Origin of the sequence: Pseudomonas cerasi (assembly GCF_900074915.1) — a bacterium.
Classification (GTDB): domain Bacteria; phylum Pseudomonadota; class Gammaproteobacteria; order Pseudomonadales; family Pseudomonadaceae; genus Aquipseudomonas; species Aquipseudomonas cerasi.
Map to the genome: position 1 here is coordinate 2,675,550 of NZ_LT222319.1, position 20,028 is coordinate 2,695,577.

Below are 20,028 nucleotides of genomic sequence, written 5' to 3' on the forward strand. Positions count from 1 at the left end.
TCTACGAAGGTGTGATGGCTTGGCCTGAGCGGCGACCCTGCCTAACTGCAGGGTCGTGCTCTGGCTTTCAGCGACGTATCAACGATCGAGGCTCATTGCCCGTCAATCTGCGCCTTGGTGTAGAACCCGTCTTTCTCCAGCAGGTCGATGTTGTCCTTGGTCAGCAAGGTCGGGGTCAGCAGCATGGTGTCGACTTTCTTCATGCCATTGTCCGACTGCGAGTCAAACTTCGGTTTCTCATCATTGCGCACCAGTTGCACGGAGAGCTTGGCGGCTTCCGTGGCAATCAGCTTCAGCGGCTTGTAGACGGTCATGGTCTGCGTGCCATCGATGACCCGCTTGACCGCCGCGAGGTCCGCATCCTGGCCCGAGATAGGGACTTTGCCGGCCAGTTTCTGTGCGGCGAGGGCCTGAATCGCGCCGCCGGCAGTGGCGTCGTTGGAGGCGACGATGCCGTCAATCTTGTTGTTATTGCGGGTCAGGGCATTTTCAACAATGCTCAGGGCTTCGGTCGGGTTCCACTCCTTTACCCACTGCTGGCCGACGATCTTGATGTCACCTCTGTCGATAGCCGGTTGCAGCGCTTTCATCTGGCCTTCGCGCAGAATCTTGGCGTTGTTATCGGTGGGCGCGCCGCCGAGCAGGAAGTAATTGCCCTTGGGCGCTGCTTTCAGCACGCCGTTGGCCTGCATCTCGCCGACCTTTTCGTTATCGAAGGAGATGTACGCATCGATATCGGCATTGAGGATCAGCCGGTCATACGACACCACCTTGATCCCGGCCTTTTTGGCTTCGGCAACGGCGTTGGTGAGCACGGTGGCGTTGAACGGCACGATGATGATCACATCGACGCCGCGAGAGATGAGGTTTTCTATCTGCGAGATCTGTTTCTGTTCATTGGCATCCGCCGATTGCACGAAGACCTTGGCGTCCAGCTTTTCCGCCGCAGCAACGAAGTAATCACGGTCGCGTGACCAGCGTTCCAGGCGCAGGTCATCAATGGAAAAACCTATTTTCGGGTGCGCAGAGTCGGCCATGACCGGCAGGGACAGCAAGGCCAGCGCGCTGGCGAGCAGCGTACGTTTGAGGGTGTTCATAGGGTGCGTCCTTTTATTGTTGTTTGAGACACTTCTTGACTGAGGGTGATACCGATAGAACTGTAGAGCGTTGCCGGACGTCGCGTATGAAGATTTGTCGCCTGAATGTCACGGCGACGTCCAGCTACGCCGGTCAGGTGTAGATAAAGCGATTGACCACACCTTCGAGCAGTTCCTGGCGGCCACTGACGGCCTGCGGGTTCAACTCGTTGGCGAAGGCGTGTTCGGCGAGCGATGCAAGGCTGAACTCGCCCGCCAGTACCGATTGTCCGAAAGGTTGCTGCCAGCCGGCGTAGCGCTGATCCTTGAAGTGCTGGAGTTTATCGTTCTGCACCATGGCGGCGGCACGCTCCAGCGCCAGGGCAAGGACATCCATCGCGGCGACGTGGCCGTGGAACAGATCGATATCGTCGAGGCTCTGGCGACGCACCTTGGAGTCGAAATTGAAACCGCCATTGGTGAAGCCGCCAGCCTTGAGGATCTCGTAGGTGGCGAGGGTCATCTCTTCGACGCTGTTGGGGAACTGGTCCGTGTCCCACCCGTTCTGTGGGTCGCCACGGTTGGCGTCGATGCTGCCGAAGATCCCCAGCGAGACCGCCGTGGCGATTTCGTGGTGGAAGCTGTGCCCGGCCAGCGTGGCGTGGTTGGCCTCGATATTGACCTTGATCTCGTTTTCCAGGCCGTACTGCTGTAGAAAGCCGAACACTGTGGCGCTGTCGTAATCGTACTGATGCTTGGTCGGCTCCTGTGGCTTGGGCTCGATCAGCAAGTCACCCTTGAAACCGATCTTGTACTTGTGTTCAACGACCATGCGCATGAAACGACCGAGTTGTTCGCGTTCACGCTTGAGGTCGGTATTGAGCAGGGTTTCGTAGCCTTCACGACCGCCCCACAATACGTAGTTGGACCCTTTGAGACGCTGGGTGGCATTCATCGCGCTGAACACTTGGGTCGCGGCGTAGGCAAACACTTCAGGGTCCGGGTTGCTGGCAGCGCCTGCGGCGAAACGCGGGTTGCTGAAGCAGTTGGCCGTGCCCCACAACAGTTTTATGCCGCTCTGTTCCTGATGGCGCTCCAGGTGATCGACCACGTGCGCGAAGTTGTGGCGATATTCCTTCAGTGAGGCGCCTTCCGGTGCCACATCGGTGTCGTGGAAGCTGTAGTAATCGATGCCGAGCTTGGAGAAAAACTCGAACGCCGCTTCGGCCTTGCCGATGGCCAGTTCCATCGAGTCACCAGAACCTTGCCATGGGCGCTTGAAGGTGCCGACACCGAACATGTCGGCACCCGGCCATACGAAGGTGTGCCAATAACAGGCCGCCATGCGCAAATGCTCGCGCATGGGTTTGCCGAGGACCAGCCTGTCGGCGTCATAGTGGCGAAAGGCGAGGGGCGAGTCGCTGTCAGGGCCTTCATAGCGAACCCTGTCGACGTCGGGGAAGTACGGCATGAGCGTTTTCCTTATTGTTCTTGGCGGTGTCTGGATACTAGCAACGGCCCAGCGTGCGCTGATTATGAAAATCGCCAACGCACAGTGCGATTTTGAGTGTTGAGATTCGCCGGTCAGCGGCCTAGTCTGTGGCCAACGGCGTCGTGCTTATCGAATCGGCATAAAAACAATGAAAACCGTACCTCCCGTTCACCGTATTGCGCTGTTATTCAACGACAGCAAGATTTATGACCGCGGTATCATCAGCGGCATCGGCAACTACCTCAGCAGCACCCGGGTGTCCTGGGACCTGTTTCTGGAGGAGGATTTCCTCTGTCGCCTGAAAGGCATCGAGCGCTGGCAGGGCGACGGGATCATTGCCGATTTTGATGACCCGCTGATCGGCGAGGCACTGGCCGGAATCAAATTGCCGGTGGTGGCAGTCGGTGGGTCCTATCAGGACGAACGCGCCTACCCGAAGGGCATTCCTTATGTGGCGACTGACAATCACGCCTTGATCAAGGCGGCCTATGAGCACTTGATCGAGGCCGGGCTGACACGCTTTGCCTGCTTCAGCCTGCCTGAAGCGCAAGCCAATCGTTGGGCCCAGGAGCGCGAGCAGGCCTTTCGCCGCTTGCTGCAACGCGACGGCCTGCACGCCGAGGTCTATCGTGGTCTGGGCACCAGCGCGCCGCTCTGGGACAGCGCCGTAGAACAGCAGATCGCCTGGCTGCAAAGCCTGCCCAAGCCGATCGGCATCATCGCCGTGACCGATGCGCGCGCTCGTCAGCTATTGCAGGCCTGCCTGACCGCCGGAATCGCCGTTCCCGAACAGGTGGCACTGATCGGCATCGACAATGATCCTTTGACCAGAACCCTCACTCGCGTGCCTCTGAGCTCGGTCGTTCAAGGCACCGACACCATGGGTCGCACCGCTGCACGTCTGCTGCACCAGATGTTGCACGGCATGCCGTCCTCGGGCACACACATTCTGATACCGCCGGATACTGTCAACGTGCAGGCGTCGAGTCTGCATCAGCCTTTGGGTGACCCCTATGTCATGCAAGCGCTGCTGTTTATCCGGCAGTACGCGTGCCAAGGCATCAAGACTGCACAGGTAGCCGCCTACGTGGGCGTTTCGCGTTCGTCACTGGAGTCACACTTTCGCCGGGTAAGGGGCTGCAGCGTGCATGACGAGATTCTGCGTTTCAAACTGGCTGCCGCTGCAAACGGACTGGAAAACACCGGGCTGGCCATTGCCGAGATCGCCCGCGATTGCGGTTTTCGGTCTGCGCAATACCTGCACACTGTGTTTCGTCGCGAGTTCGGCTGCACGCCGCGAGAGTACCAGCAGGGTGGAGGTGCTGCGGCGTCATGAACGCTGGAGGCCTGGGCGGTGAGCGACAAGCTTTGAATGCATTCCTTTCTATACCCCTCATAACAGTACCAATCGGTTCGCTTAAGTTGACAGTTTCCAGGCGTCCGGGCTAAAACATACACCTTGGTACAGTTATGAACGAATCATCAGTCTTCACATGCACGATGGGACGTAGGGGATAGAGACGATGCAGTTGCATGAAATATTGACCATTCACCTGCGTATCGATAAGCCGCAATTGCTTTGCGACCCTTCGAAGATGCAGCGCAGCAGCTGTGAAATACAGGGTGGAGAGTTTCGTGGCGAGCGATTGCAGGGGCAGGTACTTCCTGGAGGCAGCCTTTATCTGGTGCCCCAGGGCGATGACCTTGCGCGTGTCAGCCTGTACTACACCTTGTTCACTGATCACGGAGTGAATATAGAGGTAGTAGGCGAGGGGCTCTTGGCAGGGCATGAAACGGACCGGGCGCCTTTGACCGAATCGAGTTTTACGTGCAGCAAGCAGTTCAGCGTGCCTGCCGGTGCGCATGATCACTTGCAGCGGAATCTGTACGTCGGCAGGGTGAGCATCAAGCCGGGGGATGACAGCCTGCGTGTCAGCATTTTTCAGGTCAACGACCGGCAAGCAGACATTGAAAAAAACAGCTGACGTGAAGACGCGCAGCGAGCTTTAATTCTGACGGCGTGGGGCTGGTCTCTCCCTCACGCCGACCTCTTCCTGTTTATGCAGTCATGCGTTGAGCCAGCTCATCCGGCAAAAAAGCTTAGTCCCTTGCCGACCGCACACTCATAACTCACCGGAGTGCCCACCTGCTGATAACCAGGAACATTCAGTGTCGTCATGCTGAATGTGGCTGTGCCGTTCGAGCGTATCTGATAGCGAATGAATTGCTCGATGGGCTTGTTATCGCGATCGAGGCTGAAGTGAGTGTCCGAAAACGCCAGGGTGCCGTCGGGTGTGATGCGGTAGGCATCGATGCGTTTGCCGCCTTTGGTTTTGGACGGCTCGGCGCCTGCGATCGAGGATTTGCATTGTCCCAGGTCGATCACCACGGCGACCGATTCTCCAGTGTTCAACGCCTGGGTGATGGCGGAGTAGGTGGGTAGCGCATCGCCTGCGTGAGCGAGGCCTGGCAGTGAAAGAGCAAACAGTGCGGCGGCGTAGCAAGGTTTCATGGCAGCTCCAGGAAGTCAGTCTGAAGGGTAAAAAGACCCGTCCATCTCGCGATTATCGAGCGTCGCGAAACCTACCATAAGCTTCGATTCGGGTGGGCCTTGATAACAGTGGCACCTCTCTGTTCGGAGCATCTTCATCCTTTTTCCTGTTCTGCCGATAGGAATGACGATACTCATTTATTTACCGGTCACGGGAAGGGGATTGAAGATGCTGAGACAGCTGAAAATAGCCGCGCGGACCTCCGCCTGCTTTGCTGTGATGGTGGTGCTGGTGTTCGGGCTTGGTATTTTCAGCATTCAGCAATTGCACGGTATTCGTGAGCAATCGCTTGAAATCGAAAACGACGCGCTTCCAGGGATTGCGCTGGGTGACGATATTGCCCTGGCGGTCGAGAAAACCCGCACCACCGTGGCCAAAATGCTTGCCACGCATGATCTTGCGCAGGTGGCTCAGGCTCACAACGAGTTCCTTGAAAGGAAGGCCGGTTTCCAAAAGGCCGTAGAGGCCTACGACCCGCTGATCACCGATGATGAAGAGCGCGCGATCTTCGAGGGTCTGAAGAGCACTTATCAGGGCTACATCGAGCGTGCCGAGAAGGTCTATACGCTGATCAACGAGAATCAGGCAGAGGCCGGAAGGGCGCTCGTCTGGGGCGAGATGAAGGCCATGGCGGAAAGTATCGAAGCCGCCCTTGGCAAGCTGGAAAAAATCAATGATGACTCCGAAGCCGAATCCAGCGCTGCAGCGACGTCGGTGTATGAAAACGCCCTGATCGTCACTCAGGGGGTTATGTTTCTGACGGTGTTGCTGACCGTATTGCTCGCCTGGCGCCTGACCAAAAGTCTGGCATTGCCGATCAGTCAGGCGCTGCACAGCTCGGAAACCATTGCTGCGGGCGACCTGCGTCCCAGCGCAATCAACCGTGAGGGCACTGATGAAGCGGCCCTGTTGCTGCAATCGATGGAGCGCATGCGCGGCAATCTGAGCCAGACCCTGACTCAGGTGGGCGATGCCGCTCACCAGCTGGCGTCGGCCACGGAAGAAATGAGCGCCCTGATGGTCAACAGCAACGCCGACCTGGTGGTGCAGAACAGCGAAATCGAAATGGCGGCCACCGCGGTCACCGAGATGAGCCAGGCGGTCGATGAAGTCGCGCGTAATGCGGTGGCCACCTCGGAAGAATCCAAAGCCTCTTCGGTGTCGGCCCGCGAAGGTCAGGAAGAGCTCAATCAAACCGTCCAGTCGATCCTTGAGCTGACCCGCAATGTCGGCACCGCGTCGGTCGAGGCGCAGGCGCTGGCAACCCGCACGCTGGATATCACCAAGGTGCTGGATGTCATTCGCGCGGTGTCCGAGCAAACCAACCTGTTGGCCCTTAACGCTGCCATTGAAGCGGCACGCGCGGGTGATGCCGGACGGGGTTTTGCCGTGGTCGCCGACGAGGTACGCGCTCTGGCACACCGCACCAGCGAATCGACTCGCGAGATCGAAACCATGGTCGGGCACATCCAGCAGGGCACCAAAAGTACTCTGGTTGCGCTCGAAGTCAGTACCGATCAGGCGCAGCGCACCAAACAACAGGCCGAGTCGGCCAATGCTGTGCTGGCCAGCATCGCCAGTTCGGTCATGGTCATCGATGAGCGCAACACGGTAATCGCCAGCGCCTCTGAAGAACAAGCGCTGGTCGCGCGGGAAGTGGACCGCAACCTGGTGCGCATCCGTGACTTGTCGGCACAATCGGCGGTGCGCACCGGCCAGACCGGCAGCGCCAGCCAGTCGCTGGCCGAGCTGGCGAGTGATCTGACGACCACGCTGGGGCAGTTCAAGCTCAGATAACACGCTCCTGTAGCAGGCACGCTCCCGCATCGATTCGCTGTTGTACGGGCAACAGCGAACCGACAATGTGTTCGGCGTTTGCGCCGGTAAAACCGGCTACTGCGCACCCACACCATCCAGCGCAACGGCGTGAAAGCGCCTGCCGCCGGGCCTCGCGCCATAGCCAGTCGCAGCGCACGGCTTTGGGCATGACCTGTGCACTGCCGATCAGGATTGTTTTCCTGAGCCAGCGGAGCCACCCGAATGCCTGATGCCGTCCCGACCTTCAAGACAAACCGCCTGCATGCAATAGGGCGCACACTGTTGATGACCCTGTTGGCCACCAGTCTCGTCGCAACTGCGTATGCCGAGGACAGCGACGTGCCTTCGCTGGCGGGCAAACGCATTGCGATCAGCATGACCGGCACCAGTCACTACTTCGATATCAAGACCTTCCAGGCGCAGGTGGCTGAGGTCAAGCGCCTGGGCGGCACGCCCATCACGCTCGATGCCGGTCGCAACGACAAGAACCTGGTCAATCAATTGCAGACCGTGGTCACGCAAAAGTCGGATGCAGTGATCCAGACTCTCGGCACCCTCAGTGTTATCGACCCTTGGCTCAAGCGCATCAGCAAGGCGGGGATTCCGCTGTTCACCATTGATGCGCCATCGCAATACAGCCTCAACAACACCACGTCCGACAACGTGGCCACGGGCAAGGCACTGGCCGGGCAACTGATCAAGGACGCAGGTGGCCAGGGTAATGTGCTGGTGTTCAATGGCTTTTATGGCGTGCCGGTCTGCGCCATTCGTTATGACCAGCTCAAGTTGGCACTCAAGGATCATCCGCAGCTGAAAATCATCGAGCCCGAGTTGCGCGATGTCATTCCCAACACGGTTCAGGACGCCTACTCGCAAGTCTCGGCGTTGCTCAACAAGTACCCCAAAGGCACTGTTTCGGCGATCTGGGCCGCTTGGGACATCCCGCAACTGGGCGCCAGCAAGGCACTGATCGATGCCGGCAGAACCGAAATCAAGACCTACGGCGTCGACGGCACACCGGAAGTGCTCGAGCTGATGCGCCGCGACGATTCGCCGGTGGGCGCCGTGGTTGCCCAGCAGCCTGCACTGATCGGCAAGACTGCGGTGCAGAACGTCGCCCGCTACCTGGCCGGACAGCACGATCTGCCGAAGGAGACCCAGGTGCCAACCCTGCTGACGACGGCCCCCAACCTGCCTGACGTGCAAAAGCTCAGAGGCGATAACTGACGCGGGAGATCGATCATGGGATCAGCGATTGCAGACGTTGAAGTGGCGCCACCGGCCTTGCACTTGGCGGGTATCAGCAAGTGCTTTGGCGCCACCCAGGCGCTGGACGGCGTAAACCTTAAGGTCGAGGCCGGAACGATTCACGGGCTGGTGGGAGAAAACGGGGCGGGCAAGTCGACCCTGATCAAGGTCCTCGCTGGTATTCATCGTGCCGATGCTGGCAGTTTGAGTATTCACGGCCAGCCGTTCGACAGTTTCACGCCGCGTCAGGTCGAAGCCGCAGGCGTGCATTTCATTCATCAGGAGCGACTGCTGCCGGGCAGCTTCAGCGTCGGCGAGGCACTGTTTTTCGGGCAGGAAATCAAGCGTGGCCCCTTCGTCGATCGCCGCGCTCAGGAGCGCGAAGCGGCAAGGCTTCTGGACGATTACTTTGCCATGCGCCTGCCTGAGGGGGCTTTGGTACGTGACCTGGACAGCGCTCAGCGGCAGATACTGCAGATCACTCGTGCGTTGCTGGCCAGGCCGAAGGTGCTGGTGTTCGATGAGCCGAGTGTGTCACTGGTGAAGCAGGAGGTGGACCGCTTGCTGGGCATTGTCCGCCGCCTGCGCGATGAAGGGCTGACCATTGTCTACATTTCCCACTATTTGCAGGAGATCGAATCGCTGTGTGATCAGGTCACCGTGCTGCGTAACGGACGCGATGTGGCGGTGGTCGATCCTGCACTCACCAGCACCGCGCAGATCGCCCGGCTGATGGTCAATCGGGAGGTCGGCGAGCAATATTTTCGTGCCCGGACATTACCCGGCACGCCCGTGCTTCAACTGCGCGGGCTGGGGGCAGGGCGCTTCTACGACGGCGTTGACCTGAGCGTGCGGCGTGGCGAAGTGCTGGGCCTGACCGGGCTGGTCGGCTCGGGTGCCAAGGAGCTGCTTAAAAGCCTGTTCGGGCTGCTCAAGCCGGATCGCGGCGAACTGTTGTTGAACGGTCAGCCGTTGCAGCTGAAATCACCACGTGAAGCGGTACACCATGGCATCGCGCTGGTCCCCGAGGAGCGCCGCACGCATGGCGTGGCACCGGCGCTTTCGGTGCTGGAGAACATCACGCTGGCCAGCCTGGGGCGCTTCAGCCGCTGGGGATTGCTCGACGCTGCGGCGCAAGCCGGGGAAAGCCAACACCTGATCGATGAACTGGCAATCAAGACCTCAGGCCATGATGCGCCGGTGCACGCGCTCAGCGGTGGCAACCAGCAAAAGGTTGCGCTGGGCAAATGGCTGAGCCGCCATTCGACGTTATACCTGCTGGACGAGCCCAGCGTGGGTGTCGACATCGGCGCCAAGGTGGAGATCTACCGGTTGATTGCCCGGCTTGCGGAGGGCGGTGCAGCGGTGCTGGTGCTGTCGTCGGACTTGCCGGAGCTGATTGGCATCACTCAGCGCATTGTAGTCCTGCACAGAGGACGCATTGCAGGCGAATTCGACTCATTGAGCACCGACAGCGACCGGTTGCTGGCCTGCGCCACGGGCGCCAGTGAAAGCGACCATGACAGCCAATCATGCACTCCGGAGGCGCATTATGTCCGCGCTTGATTTATCAATTGCACAGGCTGGCGATCCAGCGCAACGCTGGCTCGTGCAACTGGCGCAGCGTGGGTCGTTGTTGGTGTTTCTGGCGATTCTGCTCGGCTTTTCCGTCAGTGCGCCTGACTTCCTCAGCCTCGGCAACATCAGCAACGTGTTCGCCCAGTCAGCAACGCTCGGCATACTCGCGTTGGGCCTGACCTGCGTGGTTATCGGTGGTGGTTCCAATGTGGTCAGCGGCGGCCTGGACCTGTCGCTGGCGGCCAATCTCGGTCTGTGTGCGGCCGTCTACAGCAGCCTGAACAATGCCGGGCTCGATGCCTGGCAAGCGATTGGCCTGACGCTCGGCTGCGGCCTGCTGGTCGGCGCGTTCAACGGTCTGGCGGTGGTGTTTTTACGCTTGCCGCCTTTACTGGCAACGCTGGCGAGCATGAACCTGATTGCCGGCCTGGAACTGGTGCTGACCCAGAACACTGTGCTCGCGACCGACTCGGCATTGCTGGACAGCCTGGCGTCCGGCGTCTGGCTGGGTGTTCCAGCGCTGGCCTGGGTGCTGCTGGGCGTCGCGGCGGTGTTGTGGCTGGTGATTCAGCACAGCGCGTTCGGCTTGCGTCTGTACGCCATCGGTGAATACCCGCAAGCAGCCGAGGCTGCCGGGTTGAATCTGCGGCGCTATGTGTTTGCCAGTTACCTGATTGCCGGAGGCTGCGCCGCGCTGGCTGCATTCTGCTCCGCAGCTTTTTTCAGTGGCAGCACGACCGGTTCCGGTGACATGTTGCTGTCAGTGGTGGCCATTGCCTTTCTCGGTGTGGTGTTCTCGCGGCGTCTGACCGCCAACATTCCCGGCACGCTGTTGGCGACGCTGCTGCTGGGCTTTTTGATCAACGGCTTTCAATTGCTGAACATTTCCAGCTTCTGGGTCAACGGCGTGCAAGGCGTGTTGATTCTGTTGGTGGTGGCATTTTCCGGAGCATTCGGCCGCCGGGAGGGTGAACAATGAATACGCTGACCCTGACGAACTCTTCGACGCTGATCAAGGTTCTGCCGCGCCTGTTGCCAGCGGTCCTGCCGCTGTTGGTGCTGATCATCCTGCTGTTTTTCGCGATCAATGCGCCGGGCTTTCTGAGTTGGGGCAACCTGTCGAGTCTGGTACTGAACAACTTCGTGTTGCTGGCCATCGTGGCAATCGGCATGACCTGGGCTGTTGCGGCTGGCGGTATCGATCTGTCGGTGGGAACGGCGCTGGACTTTGCCAGCCTCGGTTTTGTGGTCACGCTGAATGGCGGTCATGGTCTGGGGGCGGCCATTGCGGTCGCTATGCTGGCAGGTGGCATGGCCGGGGCGTTCAACGCGATGCTGATCGCCGGGCTGCGTATTTCGCCGTTTCTGGCGACGCTGGGTACGCTGTTTATCGGCACCAGCGTGCAGCAGTTGTTATCCGACGGTGGCCAGCCGATCTATATCGCTCAGGGCGTGTTACCGGGGATCAGCGCTGTGCTGATCCTCGGCGTGCCATTGCCGCTGCTGGTGGTCGGGTTGCTGGCAGGACTTTACGGGCTGGTCCTGGCGCGCGGGCGTCTGGGACGGGAAATCCTTGCGCTGGGCACGCAGCCGCAACTGGCGTATTACTCGGGCCTGCCCACGCGACGCATTGCCGTGCAGGTGTTTTTCGCCAGCGCGCTGGCCTGCGCAGTGGCGGGTATCCTGCTCAGCTCGACGGTCAACGCCTACGTGCCGATGTCAGGCAACGCCTACCTGATCAATGCCATCGGCGCCGTGTTCATCGGTACGACGCTCAGCCGTCAAGGGCGTCCGAATATTCCGGGCACACTTTTGGGCGTGCTGTTCATCAACGTGATCGCCAATGGCCTGTTGCTGATCGGCTGGAACTTCTATTGGCAGCAGGTTGCGACCGGGGCGCTGATCTTTCTGGTGCTGGCGTTCAGTTTTACCAGTCGCCACCTGCTGCGTAACGCGGCGTAATTACCCCTCAAGCGTTACCTTTACCGCTGCCGATCTGCCAGACAAACGGCGGCTCGGTGCCATTGATGCGCCAGTCACCGACAATGCGCGCCTTGTAGATCAGCGGATTGTGCGATGCCGCTGTGCGCGCATTACGCCAGTGGCGATCCAGCGCCTTGTTGACGCTGACACCTGAAGCGCCCAGTGCGTTGAACAGATCGCTGGCAGCGCGCAGTACCAGTTCCGAGACGATCACCTGTGCCTTGGCGGTCTCGATTTCGGCGGCGATATTGGCGTCTTTTTCCCGCTGTGGGTCATCTCCGAAGCGTGCCTGGTACGCACGCTGCAACGGCTCGGCGGAGCGCAGCGTTGCGGCCTCGGCGGCGTAAACCTGAGCGGCGATCTGACCGACCACTTGCTGCACTTGTGAGTCCTGGCTGACGCTCCCGGCGTTGCCATGGCTGAAGACGCGTTTGCGATCGCGCACTTCCTGAGCGATGTCGCGTTCGACAGCTCGACCAATCCCGGCCAGCACCGCCAGCAGCACCAATTGATAAAACGCCGTCTGGTATTTGAAGCGTTGCTCGAACGGTATGACGTGTGTGGCCGGCAGCGGTACGTTGTCGTAGACCGAGGTGCCGCTGCCGGTGGTGCGCTGGCCGAACCCGTCCCAGTCGTCACTGTGACGCACGCCGGCATGCCTGGCGTCGACGACCGCGATCACATCGGCGCCGGTATCGGAGCGCTGGGCGTAGACGTCTATCCAGTCGGCAAAGATGCTGCCGGTGCTGTAAAACTTGGTGCCGTTGAGCACGAAACCGTCGCCTTGCGGGCTGACTTTGGTAATCACGTCGCCGATTTTCACCGCACCGACTTCGGTCCAGCCGTTACCCACCAGATCCCCGGCCACAAAGCGCGCAAACCACTGGTCACGGTCCGCGCCGGGTGGTGCATTCAGGCGGTCTTCGACGAAAGCGAAGTGCGCGCGCAGGGCTTGCGGAATGTTCGAGTCGGCTTCGGCCAGCTCGATCAGCAGTTGAAACAGCTGGCTGATCGATGCACCCCCACCGCCATATTCGATAGGCACACGCACAGCGCCGAAACCGGCTTTCTGCAGCCAGGCAATCGGCTCATGGGGCAGGGCGCGAGCTTTTTCGCGTTCGACGCTGCCAGCGCCAATCTCACGGAAGATCGGGCGAAATCGGTTGGCCAGGGTTTCGTAATCGGTCCCCAGCGAGAGCGGGTTTGAGCCGGTTGTTTGAGTCATGCAGTACTCCTGAGCGCGAAGAGATCGGCACATGGGCCGGTGGAAGGTTCGCCAGGCTCTCTGCATGCTTTGTGCCTGAATGTAACTGCCTGATTTTAATGATTTATTTATGAGTCGCTGTTTTTCTTGTTGATCAGCCAACAGTGGCATGACCACTGGCTGGCCAATCGCACAGCGTTGTCAGCCATGCCGGCAGCTCGTCGGCCTTGGAATACCTGTGCCTGCGCTGGATGTGCTGTGAGTGCGCCGCTGTTCGGCCAGCAACAGCGTTCGGACATTTTGCTCTGCGAGGTGCCGTCATGCATGAGCTGATATATGCAAATTATTGATTTTAAAGGAATCATTTTTCGGCATGGGCTGTGCAATGTTCAGGGTCAAGCGTGTTGAGTGTTTTCAACCTGTCGCCAACGAGCAGGAGCCTGTCCATGAGTTTTTCTTCCTCTCTTCCAACTGCCGCACCTCCCGCCGCGCACGTCATTGGTTCGGATGCCGAAGCCATCGAAGTGGCCAGGGCACTGGCCGGTCGCTTCGCTGAGGAAGCTTCAGCGCGTGATCGCGAACGGCGTCTGCCAGTCGCCGAGCTGGATGAGTTTTCCGCCAGCGGACTGTGGGCCATTACCGTACCCAAGGCCTACGGCGGTGCGGGCGTTTCCTATGTCACCGTCGCGGAAGTGATCAAGCTTATTTCTGCCGCCGACCCTTCACTCGGGCAAATCCCGCAGAACCACTTGGGCGTGCTCGATATCCTCCTGCAGACCGGGACCGAGGAGCAGAAACGCCACTACTTCGGCAAGGCGCTGGCCGGCTACCGCTTCGGCAATGCGTTCTCCGAGTCGAAAAGCAAGAACGCCGGCGCCTTTCAGACCCGGATTCGCTTTGAGGGCGAGCACGCGGTGCTGGACGGCGAAAAGTTCTACTGCACTGGCGCACTGTTCGCACACCTCGTGCCGGTTTCAGGCGTCAACGAGAAGAATCAGGCGTTCATCGCCTTCGTCGAACGCGACAATCCGGGCCTGACCATCATCGATAACTGGGACGGTTTCGGGCAGCGCACCACGGCCAGCGGCGGGGCTGTTTTGAGAGCCGTTCGCGTACCGTCGAGTGCGGTGATCCCGGCGTATCGGGCTTTCGACGAACCGACGGCCAATGGGCCGATTTCGCAGATCATTCAGGCCGCAGTGGACACCGGCATTGCTCACGGCGCGTTCGAGGAAACCCTGAAGCACGCCCGGTTGGCGCGGCCATGGATCGACAGCAAGCAGGATTTCGGCTGGCAGGACCCGTTCAGCATTGCCGCCATCGGCGACTTGCAGTGGCGCCTGCACGGCACCGACGCGATCCTCGCCAAAGCCGGGCAGGCCATCGACCACGCCCTGGCCGAACCCAGTGAAGCCAGCGTTGCACAGGCCTCGCTGATTGTCGCCCAGGCCAAGGTGCTGTCGGCGCAGATTGCCTTGCTCGCCGGCAGCCAGCTGTTCGAACTGGCCGGCACCCGCTCGGTGCTCGGCAAACTCAATCTCGACCGCTACTGGCGCAACGCGCGGACCCACACGCTGCATGACCCGGCGCGCTGGAAATATCACCTGATCGGCAATCAGGTGCTCAACGGCATTGCACCGCCACGCCACGCCTGGAACTGATCAAGGAGTATGCCCATGACGCATCCCGCTATTACCGCACAACTGGCGGTCGCCACCGAAGACCTTGATCAGGCGCGCCAGGGCCTGCAAGACACCCTCGAGTACCTGCGTGAGCACGGTCGGCCGTGGTCGCTCAGTGGTCTGCAGCGCGTGGTCGATGACCCTTATGTGATCAGCAAGGTCGGGGACCTGCAGATTCGTCTGGACGTCGCCGCCGCGCTGCTGGAGCGCGCCGGGCGTCTGGACGCTTCGGCCGAGCAACACCTGATCGCCAGCAGCGAGGCGGTCATTGCCAGCGCCGAGGCTCTGCAGGCGGTGGGCAATATTCAGTACGAATTGACCGGGCAGCGCCCGTTATTGCCACCCCCGGCCGGCCGTGAGCCGCTGCGCTGGCACTATCAGGTTATCGGCAATCAACGCCTCAACGGCGTGGTTCCGCCACAGCTTCAGGAGTAAGTGCATGCCTCGCCAAATCCGCCTTAATGCGTTTGACATGAACTGCGTCGGCCATCAATCGCCGGGCCTCTGGGCACATCCGCGTGACCGTTCCTGGCAGTACAAGGACCTCGAATACTGGACTGATCTGGCGAAAATTCTCGAACGCGGCAAGTTCGATGGTTTGTTCATTGCCGATGTGCTGGGCATTTACGACGTCTATCGCGGCAACGGTGAGGCGGCAATTCGCCAGGCTACTCAGGTGCCGGTCAACGACCCGTTGCAGCTCATCCCGCCCATGGCGCTGGTGACCGAACATTTGGGCTTCGGCCTGACCGCGTCGCTGTCGTTCGAACATCCCTATCCGTTTGCCCGTCGCCTGTCGACGCTGGATCACCTGACCAAGGGGCGTGCGGGCTGGAATATCGTCACCTCGTATCTGGAAAGCGGTGCGAAGAACCTGGGCCAGAAAACCCTGACCGAACATGACGCGCGCTACGACTACGCGGAGGAGTATCTGGAGGTTTGTTACAAACTCTGGGAAGGCAGCTGGGAAGACGGCGCGATTCTGCGTGACCGGGAGCGCCGCGTATTCAGTGATCCGACCAAAATCCACGAGATTCGCCATGTCGGCAAACACTTCCAGGTGCCTGGCATCCATTTGTGCGAGCCGTCGCCGCAACGCACGCCTGTGCTCTATCAGGCCGGCGCTTCAAGCCGCGGCAAGCAGTTCGCTGCCGAGCACGCCGAATGCGTTTTCGTTGCAGCGCCCTCGAAAGTCCTGCTGAAAAAGACCGTGGCCGATATCCGCCGGCGCACCGCAGAGGCCGGTCGCGACCCGTCCAAGGTGCTGATTTTCAATTTACAGACGGTGATCCTTGGCGAGACGGATGCCAAGGCCAGGGCCAAATTCGAGGAATACAAAAGCTGGGTCAGTTATGAGGGCGCGATGGCCTTGATTTCCGGCTGGACCGGTATCGACTTCAGCCAGTTCAAGCCCGACGAACCCCTTCGTCACGTTCACACCAATGCCATTCAATCAGCGGTCGAGACCTTTTCCAGCGCAGACCCGAACACGATATGGACGCCGCAGGCACTGGCCGATTGGGTCGGAATCGGTGGCTTCGGCCCGCTGTTTGTCGGCAGCCCGGAAACGGTGGCGGATCTGCTGCAGGAGTGGGTGGAAGAAACCGACGTTGACGGGTTCAACCTGGCGTACGCGCTGACCCATGAAACCTTCATCGATGCGGTCGAGCTGTTGGTGCCTGAGCTTCAGAGGCGCGGCGTCTACAAGACCGAATACGCCAAAGGCACGTTGCGCGAAAAGCTGTTTGGCGATGGGCCGCGTCTGGAAGCAAGTCATCCGAGCGCTGCCTTCCGTGACCTGGCTGCGCTGCAGAGCAACCGGCAGACGAAGAGTGCCTGAGGTGTGATGACTGTCGTTGCGCAGGCTGCGTGGCTCAGATTTGTGACGCGGAGCGTCACGACAGGCATTCCCACGCTGGAGCGTGAGGAACGATCGTCCTGTAACTATCGTACCCATGCTCCGCACAGGACCGGTCACAACTCCAGCTTGTAGCCCACCCCGTACAGCGACTGGATCGGGTCCTGACCCGGGCAGGCCTGCTCCAGTTTGCGGCGCAGGTTGCGGATGTGGCTGTCCACGGTGCGGTCGGTCACTACGCGGTGATCCGAGTAGAGCCTGTCCAGCAAGTGGTCACGGGAGAAGACCCGGCCCGGTGAGCGGGCGAAGGTCGCCAGCAGACGCAGTTCCACCGGGGTCAGGTCCAGGGTGATACCGTTGAACGAGGCTTGGTAATGCGCTTCGTCCACCTGCAAACCCTTGGGCGTGTGCGGCTCGCTGGAAGCGCTCCGACGCAGGATGGCTTTGACGCGAGCGACCATCTCACGGGGGCTGAACGGTTTGCAGATGTAGTCGTCGGCACCGAGGTCCAGGCCGAGCAATCGGTCGATTTCCTCGACGCGTGCGGTGATCATCACAATGGGCACGTCGCTGAAGCTGCGCAGCTCCTTGCAGATGTCCATGCCATCGCGGCCAGGCAGCATGATGTCGAGCAGGATCAGTTGTGGCGCGTTCGCTCTGACAGCGGGCACAACGTCCAGCCCGTTACTCAGGCAGTGGGTCGAATACCCGGCCGCGATCAGATAGTCGCGCATCAGCGACGCCAGCTTGGGCTCGTCTTCGACAATGAGAATCGGTGTTTCAACGCTTGTAGCGGTCATGGGCGCAAGTGTCCGGGCAGGCACAGGGTCAGCCAGAGGCCGCCTGTGGGCGAATGGTCGGCGCTCAGGCTGCCGCCGTGGGCGAGGGCGATGCTGTGACAGATCGCCAACCCCAGACCCGCACCGCCGCTGGCGCGGTTACGTGAAGTTTCACCGCGATAGAAACGTTCGAACAGTCTGGGCAGTTGCTGCGGGTCGACGCCGGGGCCGGAATCCATCACATCGACGCGCACCTCATCACCCAGCAGGGCAGCACGCACGTGCACTGTGCCACCGGCATCGGTGTAGCGCACCGAGTTTTCCAGAAGGTTGCTGATCAATTGCTGCAGGCGTCCCGGGTCTGCGTGCACCGGTAGAGCTCCGCCAGCAAGCTCCAGCTGCAAATGTAACTGACGGGCTGCGCAACGCTCTTCGAACATGTCAGTGATATTCGTCAGCAGCGCCGCCAGATCACAGTCGACCTTGCGGTAGGTCAGGGCGCCCACATCCGCCAGGGACAGCTCATACAGATCATCCACCAGCTTGCTGAGCATGCCGACTTCGCCCTGTAAAGACTTCATCGACGCCTGATCCAGTGTGCGCACGCCATCCTCGATGGCTTCCAGTTCGCCACGCAGGACCGACAGCGGGGTGCGCAGCTCATGGGACACGTCGGCCATGAATTCGCGGCGCATCTTCTCATTGCGCTCCAGGGTGTACGCCAGCTGGTTGAAGTCGCGCGCCAGTTGACCGACCTCGTCGTTCGAGGAAACCGCCACGCGGCTGGCGTATTCACCTGCGGCAAGGCGATGGGTTGCCGCGGCCACACGTTTGACCGGATCGAGCAGGGTGCGCGCGATCCACCAGGCAATCAGCACCGCCAGCAGCAGCGACAGCACGCCCATCGCCAGGCTGGCACGCAACTGGTACTGCTGAAAGCGCTCGCCACCGGCTTCGCTGACACTTTGAAAGGGCGTGACCGCCATCCAGCCAACGACTTTGCCGTCGACTTCCACCGGGCGCATGAACTCATCATCATGGACCCCTGGAAAGCCCATCACCAGGTTCTTTTGCGCATCCAGCAGCGCGATCCGGAACACCGCGCCGGTCAGGTCGGAGGTAGGCGGCGTCGCCAGCCCGGGGATGGCGAAATCCTGCGCCGGCTCCGGGCGCATCACTTCGAACCAGCGATCTTTGTTGTCACGCATGAATTCCCAACTGCCTTCGCGCGCATAGGCAGCGGCCAGCCGTGGCAGGACCGGCGACATGCGCTGCATGGCCTGTTCGTTGAGGTAACCCAGAAAGCCGCGGGCAAAGCTCCAGTTCGCGGTCAGGCCCATGATCAGGATGACTGACAGCACGCTGGCCAATACCGCGACAAAGAGTTTGGTGGAGATGCTCGATTTCATGAAGGCTCGGGGTTTCCCTGAAGACGGCGTCCATTTAGGCCTTCGCGACGGCAAGTTTCAAGTCAACGCGGCAATCTTCAATTTTCCTGCACATTTGCCTCGCACTCTGACGTCAGGCTTTCGCCACAACGTCCTGAGGCAATCATGTCGAGCAAGATTTTCGCCAAATACCTGATGACTTTGACCTTTGTCATCTACGCAACCCTTATCGGTCTTCTGAGCGGTTGTTCAGACGGCAATTCGCCGCCTGCTGCGGAGAAACCGAGCGTGTCGGTGGTCACCGTCAAACCGCGCAGCCAATCGCTGACCACCGAGCTGGCGGGGCGCACCAAAGCGTACATGGTTGCCGAGATACGGCCTCAGGTCAGTGGCATCGTGCAGCAGCGACTGTTCGTCGAAGGCGCCGAAATCAAGGCTGGTCAGCCGTTGTACCAACTCGACAGCGCGACCTATCAGGCGGCTTTGGCAGAGTCGCAGGCCACGCTCGCCAAGTCCCGGGCCACGCTCAAGTCCGCACAGGCCACCGCCAAACGCGATGTGCAACTGGCCAAGATCGATGCCATCAGCCAGCAGGATAAAGAAGACGCCGAGGCCAGCCTGCTGACTGCCGCCGCCGAGGTGAAAGTGGCGGAGGCCGATGTGCAGACCGCACGCATCAATCTGGCCTACACACGGATTACCGCACCTATCAGCGGCCGCATCGAGACCTCGACCGTGACCCCCGGTGCATTGGTGGTGGCCCAGCAGGACACTGCGCTGACCACAGTTCAGCAACTGGACCCGATTTACGTCGACGTTACCCAGTCCACCACCGAGTTGCTGCGTCTCAAGCGCGACCTGGCCAGCGGCAAGCTGCAAACCAACAGCGACGGGGAAGCCCGAATCACCCTCAAGCTGGATGACGGCAGCACCTACAACCAGGAAGGCCGCCTGCAATTCAGCGGCGTAAGCGTCAATGAAGGCACCGGCACGGTGACGCTGCGTGCCAGCTTTGCCAATCCGGAGCGGCTGTTGCTGCCCGGCATGTACGTGGTGGCGGTGCTGGAGCAGGCGCAGGATCAGAATGCGATCCTGATTCCGCAGAAGGCCGTCACCCGCAGTGCCAGTGGCCAGACCACGGTGTTGCTGGTGGTTGACGGCAAGATCGAGCAGCGGGTGATCAGCGTCGACCGCACGGTGGGCAACCAGTGGTGGGTGAGCAGCGGGCTCAAGGCCAATGATCAGGTCGTGGTCGAAGGCGGACAGAAAACCCCGGTAGGCACCGAGGTTACCGTGCAGAGCGCTGACAACGCCGATTCGCCAGCGTCTGGTACTGCGGCCACTACCGCTGCCGTGAAGGAGGGCTGAAT

17 protein-coding genes and 1 pseudogene are annotated in these 20,028 nt (G+C 60.5%); 12 read left to right on the forward strand and 6 right to left on the reverse strand.

Annotated features, from left to right (window positions below; translation table 11 throughout):
• Positions 1 to 92: 92 nt before the first annotated feature.
• Complete coding sequence (xylF, locus tag PCPL58_RS14605) at positions 93 to 1,097, reverse strand: D-xylose ABC transporter substrate-binding protein (protein ID WP_065349741.1); 1,005 nt, start codon at positions 1,095 to 1,097, stop codon at positions 93 to 95.
• Positions 1,098 to 1,230: 133 nt separating this feature from the next.
• Entirely contained in the window at positions 1,231 to 2,547 is a 1,317-nt protein-coding gene (xylA, locus tag PCPL58_RS14610) for a xylose isomerase (RefSeq protein ID WP_065349742.1), read from the reverse strand.
• A gap of 169 nt (positions 2,548 to 2,716) precedes the next feature.
• Here xylA and PCPL58_RS14615 point away from each other — a divergent pair, with 169 nt between their 5' ends.
• A complete protein-coding gene (locus PCPL58_RS14615; protein WP_065349743.1) occupies positions 2,717 to 3,904 on the forward strand; it encodes a XylR family transcriptional regulator in 1,188 nt (395 codons plus the stop codon).
• Between the two features lie 178 nt (positions 3,905 to 4,082).
• Entirely contained in the window at positions 4,083 to 4,553 is a 471-nt protein-coding gene (locus PCPL58_RS14620) for a DUF3237 family protein (RefSeq protein WP_032609756.1), read from the forward strand.
• 98 nt (positions 4,554 to 4,651) lie between these two features.
• Here PCPL58_RS14620 and PCPL58_RS14625 read toward each other — a convergent pair whose 3' ends face one another.
• Positions 4,652 to 5,080 (reverse strand): VirK family protein, encoded by a 429-nt coding sequence (locus tag PCPL58_RS14625; RefSeq protein ID WP_003364296.1) that lies wholly within the window; start codon positions 5,078 to 5,080, stop codon positions 4,652 to 4,654.
• Positions 5,081 to 5,339: 259 nt separating this feature from the next.
• Here PCPL58_RS14625 and PCPL58_RS32655 point away from each other — a divergent pair.
• The 6 genes and pseudogenes from PCPL58_RS32655 to PCPL58_RS14650 form a co-directional block, all read left to right on the forward strand.
• A pseudogene (locus PCPL58_RS32655) lies at positions 5,340 to 5,765 on the forward strand (MCP four helix bundle domain-containing protein); the annotation flags it as partial.
• Positions 5,748 to 6,917 (forward strand): methyl-accepting chemotaxis protein, encoded by a 1,170-nt coding sequence (locus tag PCPL58_RS14630; protein WP_414860615.1) that lies wholly within the window; start codon positions 5,748 to 5,750, stop codon positions 6,915 to 6,917. The pseudogene PCPL58_RS32655 and the gene PCPL58_RS14630, both read left to right, overlap by 18 nt.
• Positions 6,918 to 7,160: 243 nt before the next feature.
• Entirely contained in the window at positions 7,161 to 8,165 is a 1,005-nt protein-coding gene (locus tag PCPL58_RS14635) for a sugar ABC transporter substrate-binding protein (RefSeq protein ID WP_065349745.1), read from the forward strand.
• A gap of 15 nt (positions 8,166 to 8,180) precedes the next feature.
• Positions 8,181 to 9,752, forward strand: coding sequence for a sugar ABC transporter ATP-binding protein (locus tag PCPL58_RS14640; protein ID WP_058396051.1), 1,572 nt, complete (start codon positions 8,181 to 8,183; stop codon positions 9,750 to 9,752).
• Positions 9,739 to 10,743 (forward strand): ABC transporter permease, encoded by a 1,005-nt coding sequence (locus tag PCPL58_RS14645; RefSeq protein WP_065349746.1) that lies wholly within the window; start codon positions 9,739 to 9,741, stop codon positions 10,741 to 10,743. The genes PCPL58_RS14640 and PCPL58_RS14645 overlap by 14 nt, the downstream gene beginning before the upstream one ends.
• The gene (locus tag PCPL58_RS14650) at positions 10,740 to 11,726 is read left to right on the forward strand and encodes an ABC transporter permease (RefSeq protein WP_046719338.1); all 987 of its coding nucleotides are present in this window, start codon (positions 10,740 to 10,742) and stop codon (positions 11,724 to 11,726) included. The genes PCPL58_RS14645 and PCPL58_RS14650 overlap by 4 nt, the downstream gene beginning before the upstream one ends.
• 7 nt (positions 11,727 to 11,733) lie before the next feature.
• On the opposite strand, the gene PCPL58_RS14655 is transcribed toward PCPL58_RS14650, so the two are convergent.
• Positions 11,734 to 12,972: an acyl-CoA dehydrogenase family protein gene (locus PCPL58_RS14655; protein WP_065349747.1), complete on the reverse strand. Its 1,239-nt coding sequence runs from the start codon at positions 12,970 to 12,972 to the stop codon at positions 11,734 to 11,736.
• Positions 12,973 to 13,397: 425 nt separating this feature from the next.
• Between PCPL58_RS14655 and PCPL58_RS14665 the strand changes: the two genes are divergently transcribed.
• Genes PCPL58_RS14665 through PCPL58_RS14675 form a run of 3 tightly spaced genes read left to right on the forward strand, consistent with a single transcriptional unit; the run spans position 13,398 to position 16,473 of the window.
• On the forward strand, positions 13,398 to 14,612 hold the full coding sequence (locus PCPL58_RS14665; protein WP_065349749.1) for an SfnB family sulfur acquisition oxidoreductase: 1,215 nt from the start codon (positions 13,398 to 13,400) through the stop codon (positions 14,610 to 14,612).
• Positions 14,613 to 14,627: 15 nt separating this feature from the next.
• A complete protein-coding gene (locus PCPL58_RS14670; protein WP_065349750.1) occupies positions 14,628 to 15,068 on the forward strand; it encodes an acyl-CoA dehydrogenase in 441 nt (146 codons plus the stop codon).
• Positions 15,069 to 15,072: 4 nt separating this feature from the next.
• Positions 15,073 to 16,473: an LLM class flavin-dependent oxidoreductase gene (locus tag PCPL58_RS14675; RefSeq protein WP_065349751.1), complete on the forward strand. Its 1,401-nt coding sequence runs from the start codon at positions 15,073 to 15,075 to the stop codon at positions 16,471 to 16,473.
• Between the two features lie 134 nt (positions 16,474 to 16,607).
• Here the strand turns inward: PCPL58_RS14675 and PCPL58_RS14680 are convergent, their stop codons facing one another.
• Together PCPL58_RS14680 and baeS are read right to left on the reverse strand one after the other, a co-directional pair.
• A complete protein-coding gene (locus PCPL58_RS14680) occupies positions 16,608 to 17,291 on the reverse strand; it encodes a response regulator (RefSeq protein ID WP_065349752.1) in 684 nt (227 codons plus the stop codon).
• Positions 17,288 to 18,679, reverse strand: a complete 1,392-nt coding sequence (gene baeS / locus PCPL58_RS14685) for a sensor histidine kinase efflux regulator BaeS (protein ID WP_065349753.1) — start codon at positions 18,677 to 18,679, stop codon at positions 17,288 to 17,290. Before baeS ends, PCPL58_RS14680 begins: the two co-directional genes overlap by 4 nt.
• 144 nt (positions 18,680 to 18,823) lie before the next feature.
• Between baeS and PCPL58_RS14690 the strand changes: the two genes are divergently transcribed.
• Complete coding sequence (locus PCPL58_RS14690; RefSeq protein WP_065349754.1) at positions 18,824 to 20,026, forward strand: efflux RND transporter periplasmic adaptor subunit; 1,203 nt, start codon at positions 18,824 to 18,826, stop codon at positions 20,024 to 20,026.
• The last annotated feature ends 2 nt before the right edge of the window (positions 20,027 to 20,028 follow it).

Bases quoted from the DNA above. Each gene is read 5' to 3' on its own strand.
- xylF (WP_065349741.1), bottom strand. From the start codon at position 1,097: ATGAACACCCTCAAACGTACGCTGCTCGCCAGCGCGCTGGCCTTGCTG.
- xylA (WP_065349742.1), bottom strand. From the start codon at position 2,547: ATGCCGTACTTCCCCGACGTCGACAGGGTTCGCTATGAAGGCCCTGAC.
- PCPL58_RS14615 (WP_065349743.1), top strand. From the start codon at position 2,717: ATGAAAACCGTACCTCCCGTTCACCGTATTGCGCTGTTATTCAACGAC.
- PCPL58_RS14625 (WP_003364296.1), bottom strand. From the start codon at position 5,080: ATGAAACCTTGCTACGCCGCCGCACTGTTTGCTCTTTCACTGCCAGGC.
- PCPL58_RS14630 (WP_414860615.1), top strand. From the start codon at position 5,748: ATGGCGGAAAGTATCGAAGCCGCCCTTGGCAAGCTGGAAAAAATCAAT.
- PCPL58_RS14635 (WP_065349745.1), top strand. From the start codon at position 7,161: ATGCCTGATGCCGTCCCGACCTTCAAGACAAACCGCCTGCATGCAATA.
- PCPL58_RS14640 (WP_058396051.1), top strand. From the start codon at position 8,181: ATGGGATCAGCGATTGCAGACGTTGAAGTGGCGCCACCGGCCTTGCAC.
- PCPL58_RS14645 (WP_065349746.1), top strand. From the start codon at position 9,739: ATGTCCGCGCTTGATTTATCAATTGCACAGGCTGGCGATCCAGCGCAA.
- PCPL58_RS14650 (WP_046719338.1), top strand. From the start codon at position 10,740: ATGAATACGCTGACCCTGACGAACTCTTCGACGCTGATCAAGGTTCTG.
- PCPL58_RS14655 (WP_065349747.1), bottom strand. From the start codon at position 12,972: ATGACTCAAACAACCGGCTCAAACCCGCTCTCGCTGGGGACCGATTAC.
- PCPL58_RS14665 (WP_065349749.1), top strand. From the start codon at position 13,398: ATGAGTTTTTCTTCCTCTCTTCCAACTGCCGCACCTCCCGCCGCGCAC.
- PCPL58_RS14670 (WP_065349750.1), top strand. From the start codon at position 14,628: ATGACGCATCCCGCTATTACCGCACAACTGGCGGTCGCCACCGAAGAC.
- PCPL58_RS14675 (WP_065349751.1), top strand. From the start codon at position 15,073: ATGCCTCGCCAAATCCGCCTTAATGCGTTTGACATGAACTGCGTCGGC.
- PCPL58_RS14680 (WP_065349752.1), bottom strand. From the start codon at position 17,291: ATGACCGCTACAAGCGTTGAAACACCGATTCTCATTGTCGAAGACGAG.
- baeS (WP_065349753.1), bottom strand. From the start codon at position 18,679: ATGAAATCGAGCATCTCCACCAAACTCTTTGTCGCGGTATTGGCCAGC.
- PCPL58_RS14690 (WP_065349754.1), top strand. From the start codon at position 18,824: ATGTCGAGCAAGATTTTCGCCAAATACCTGATGACTTTGACCTTTGTC.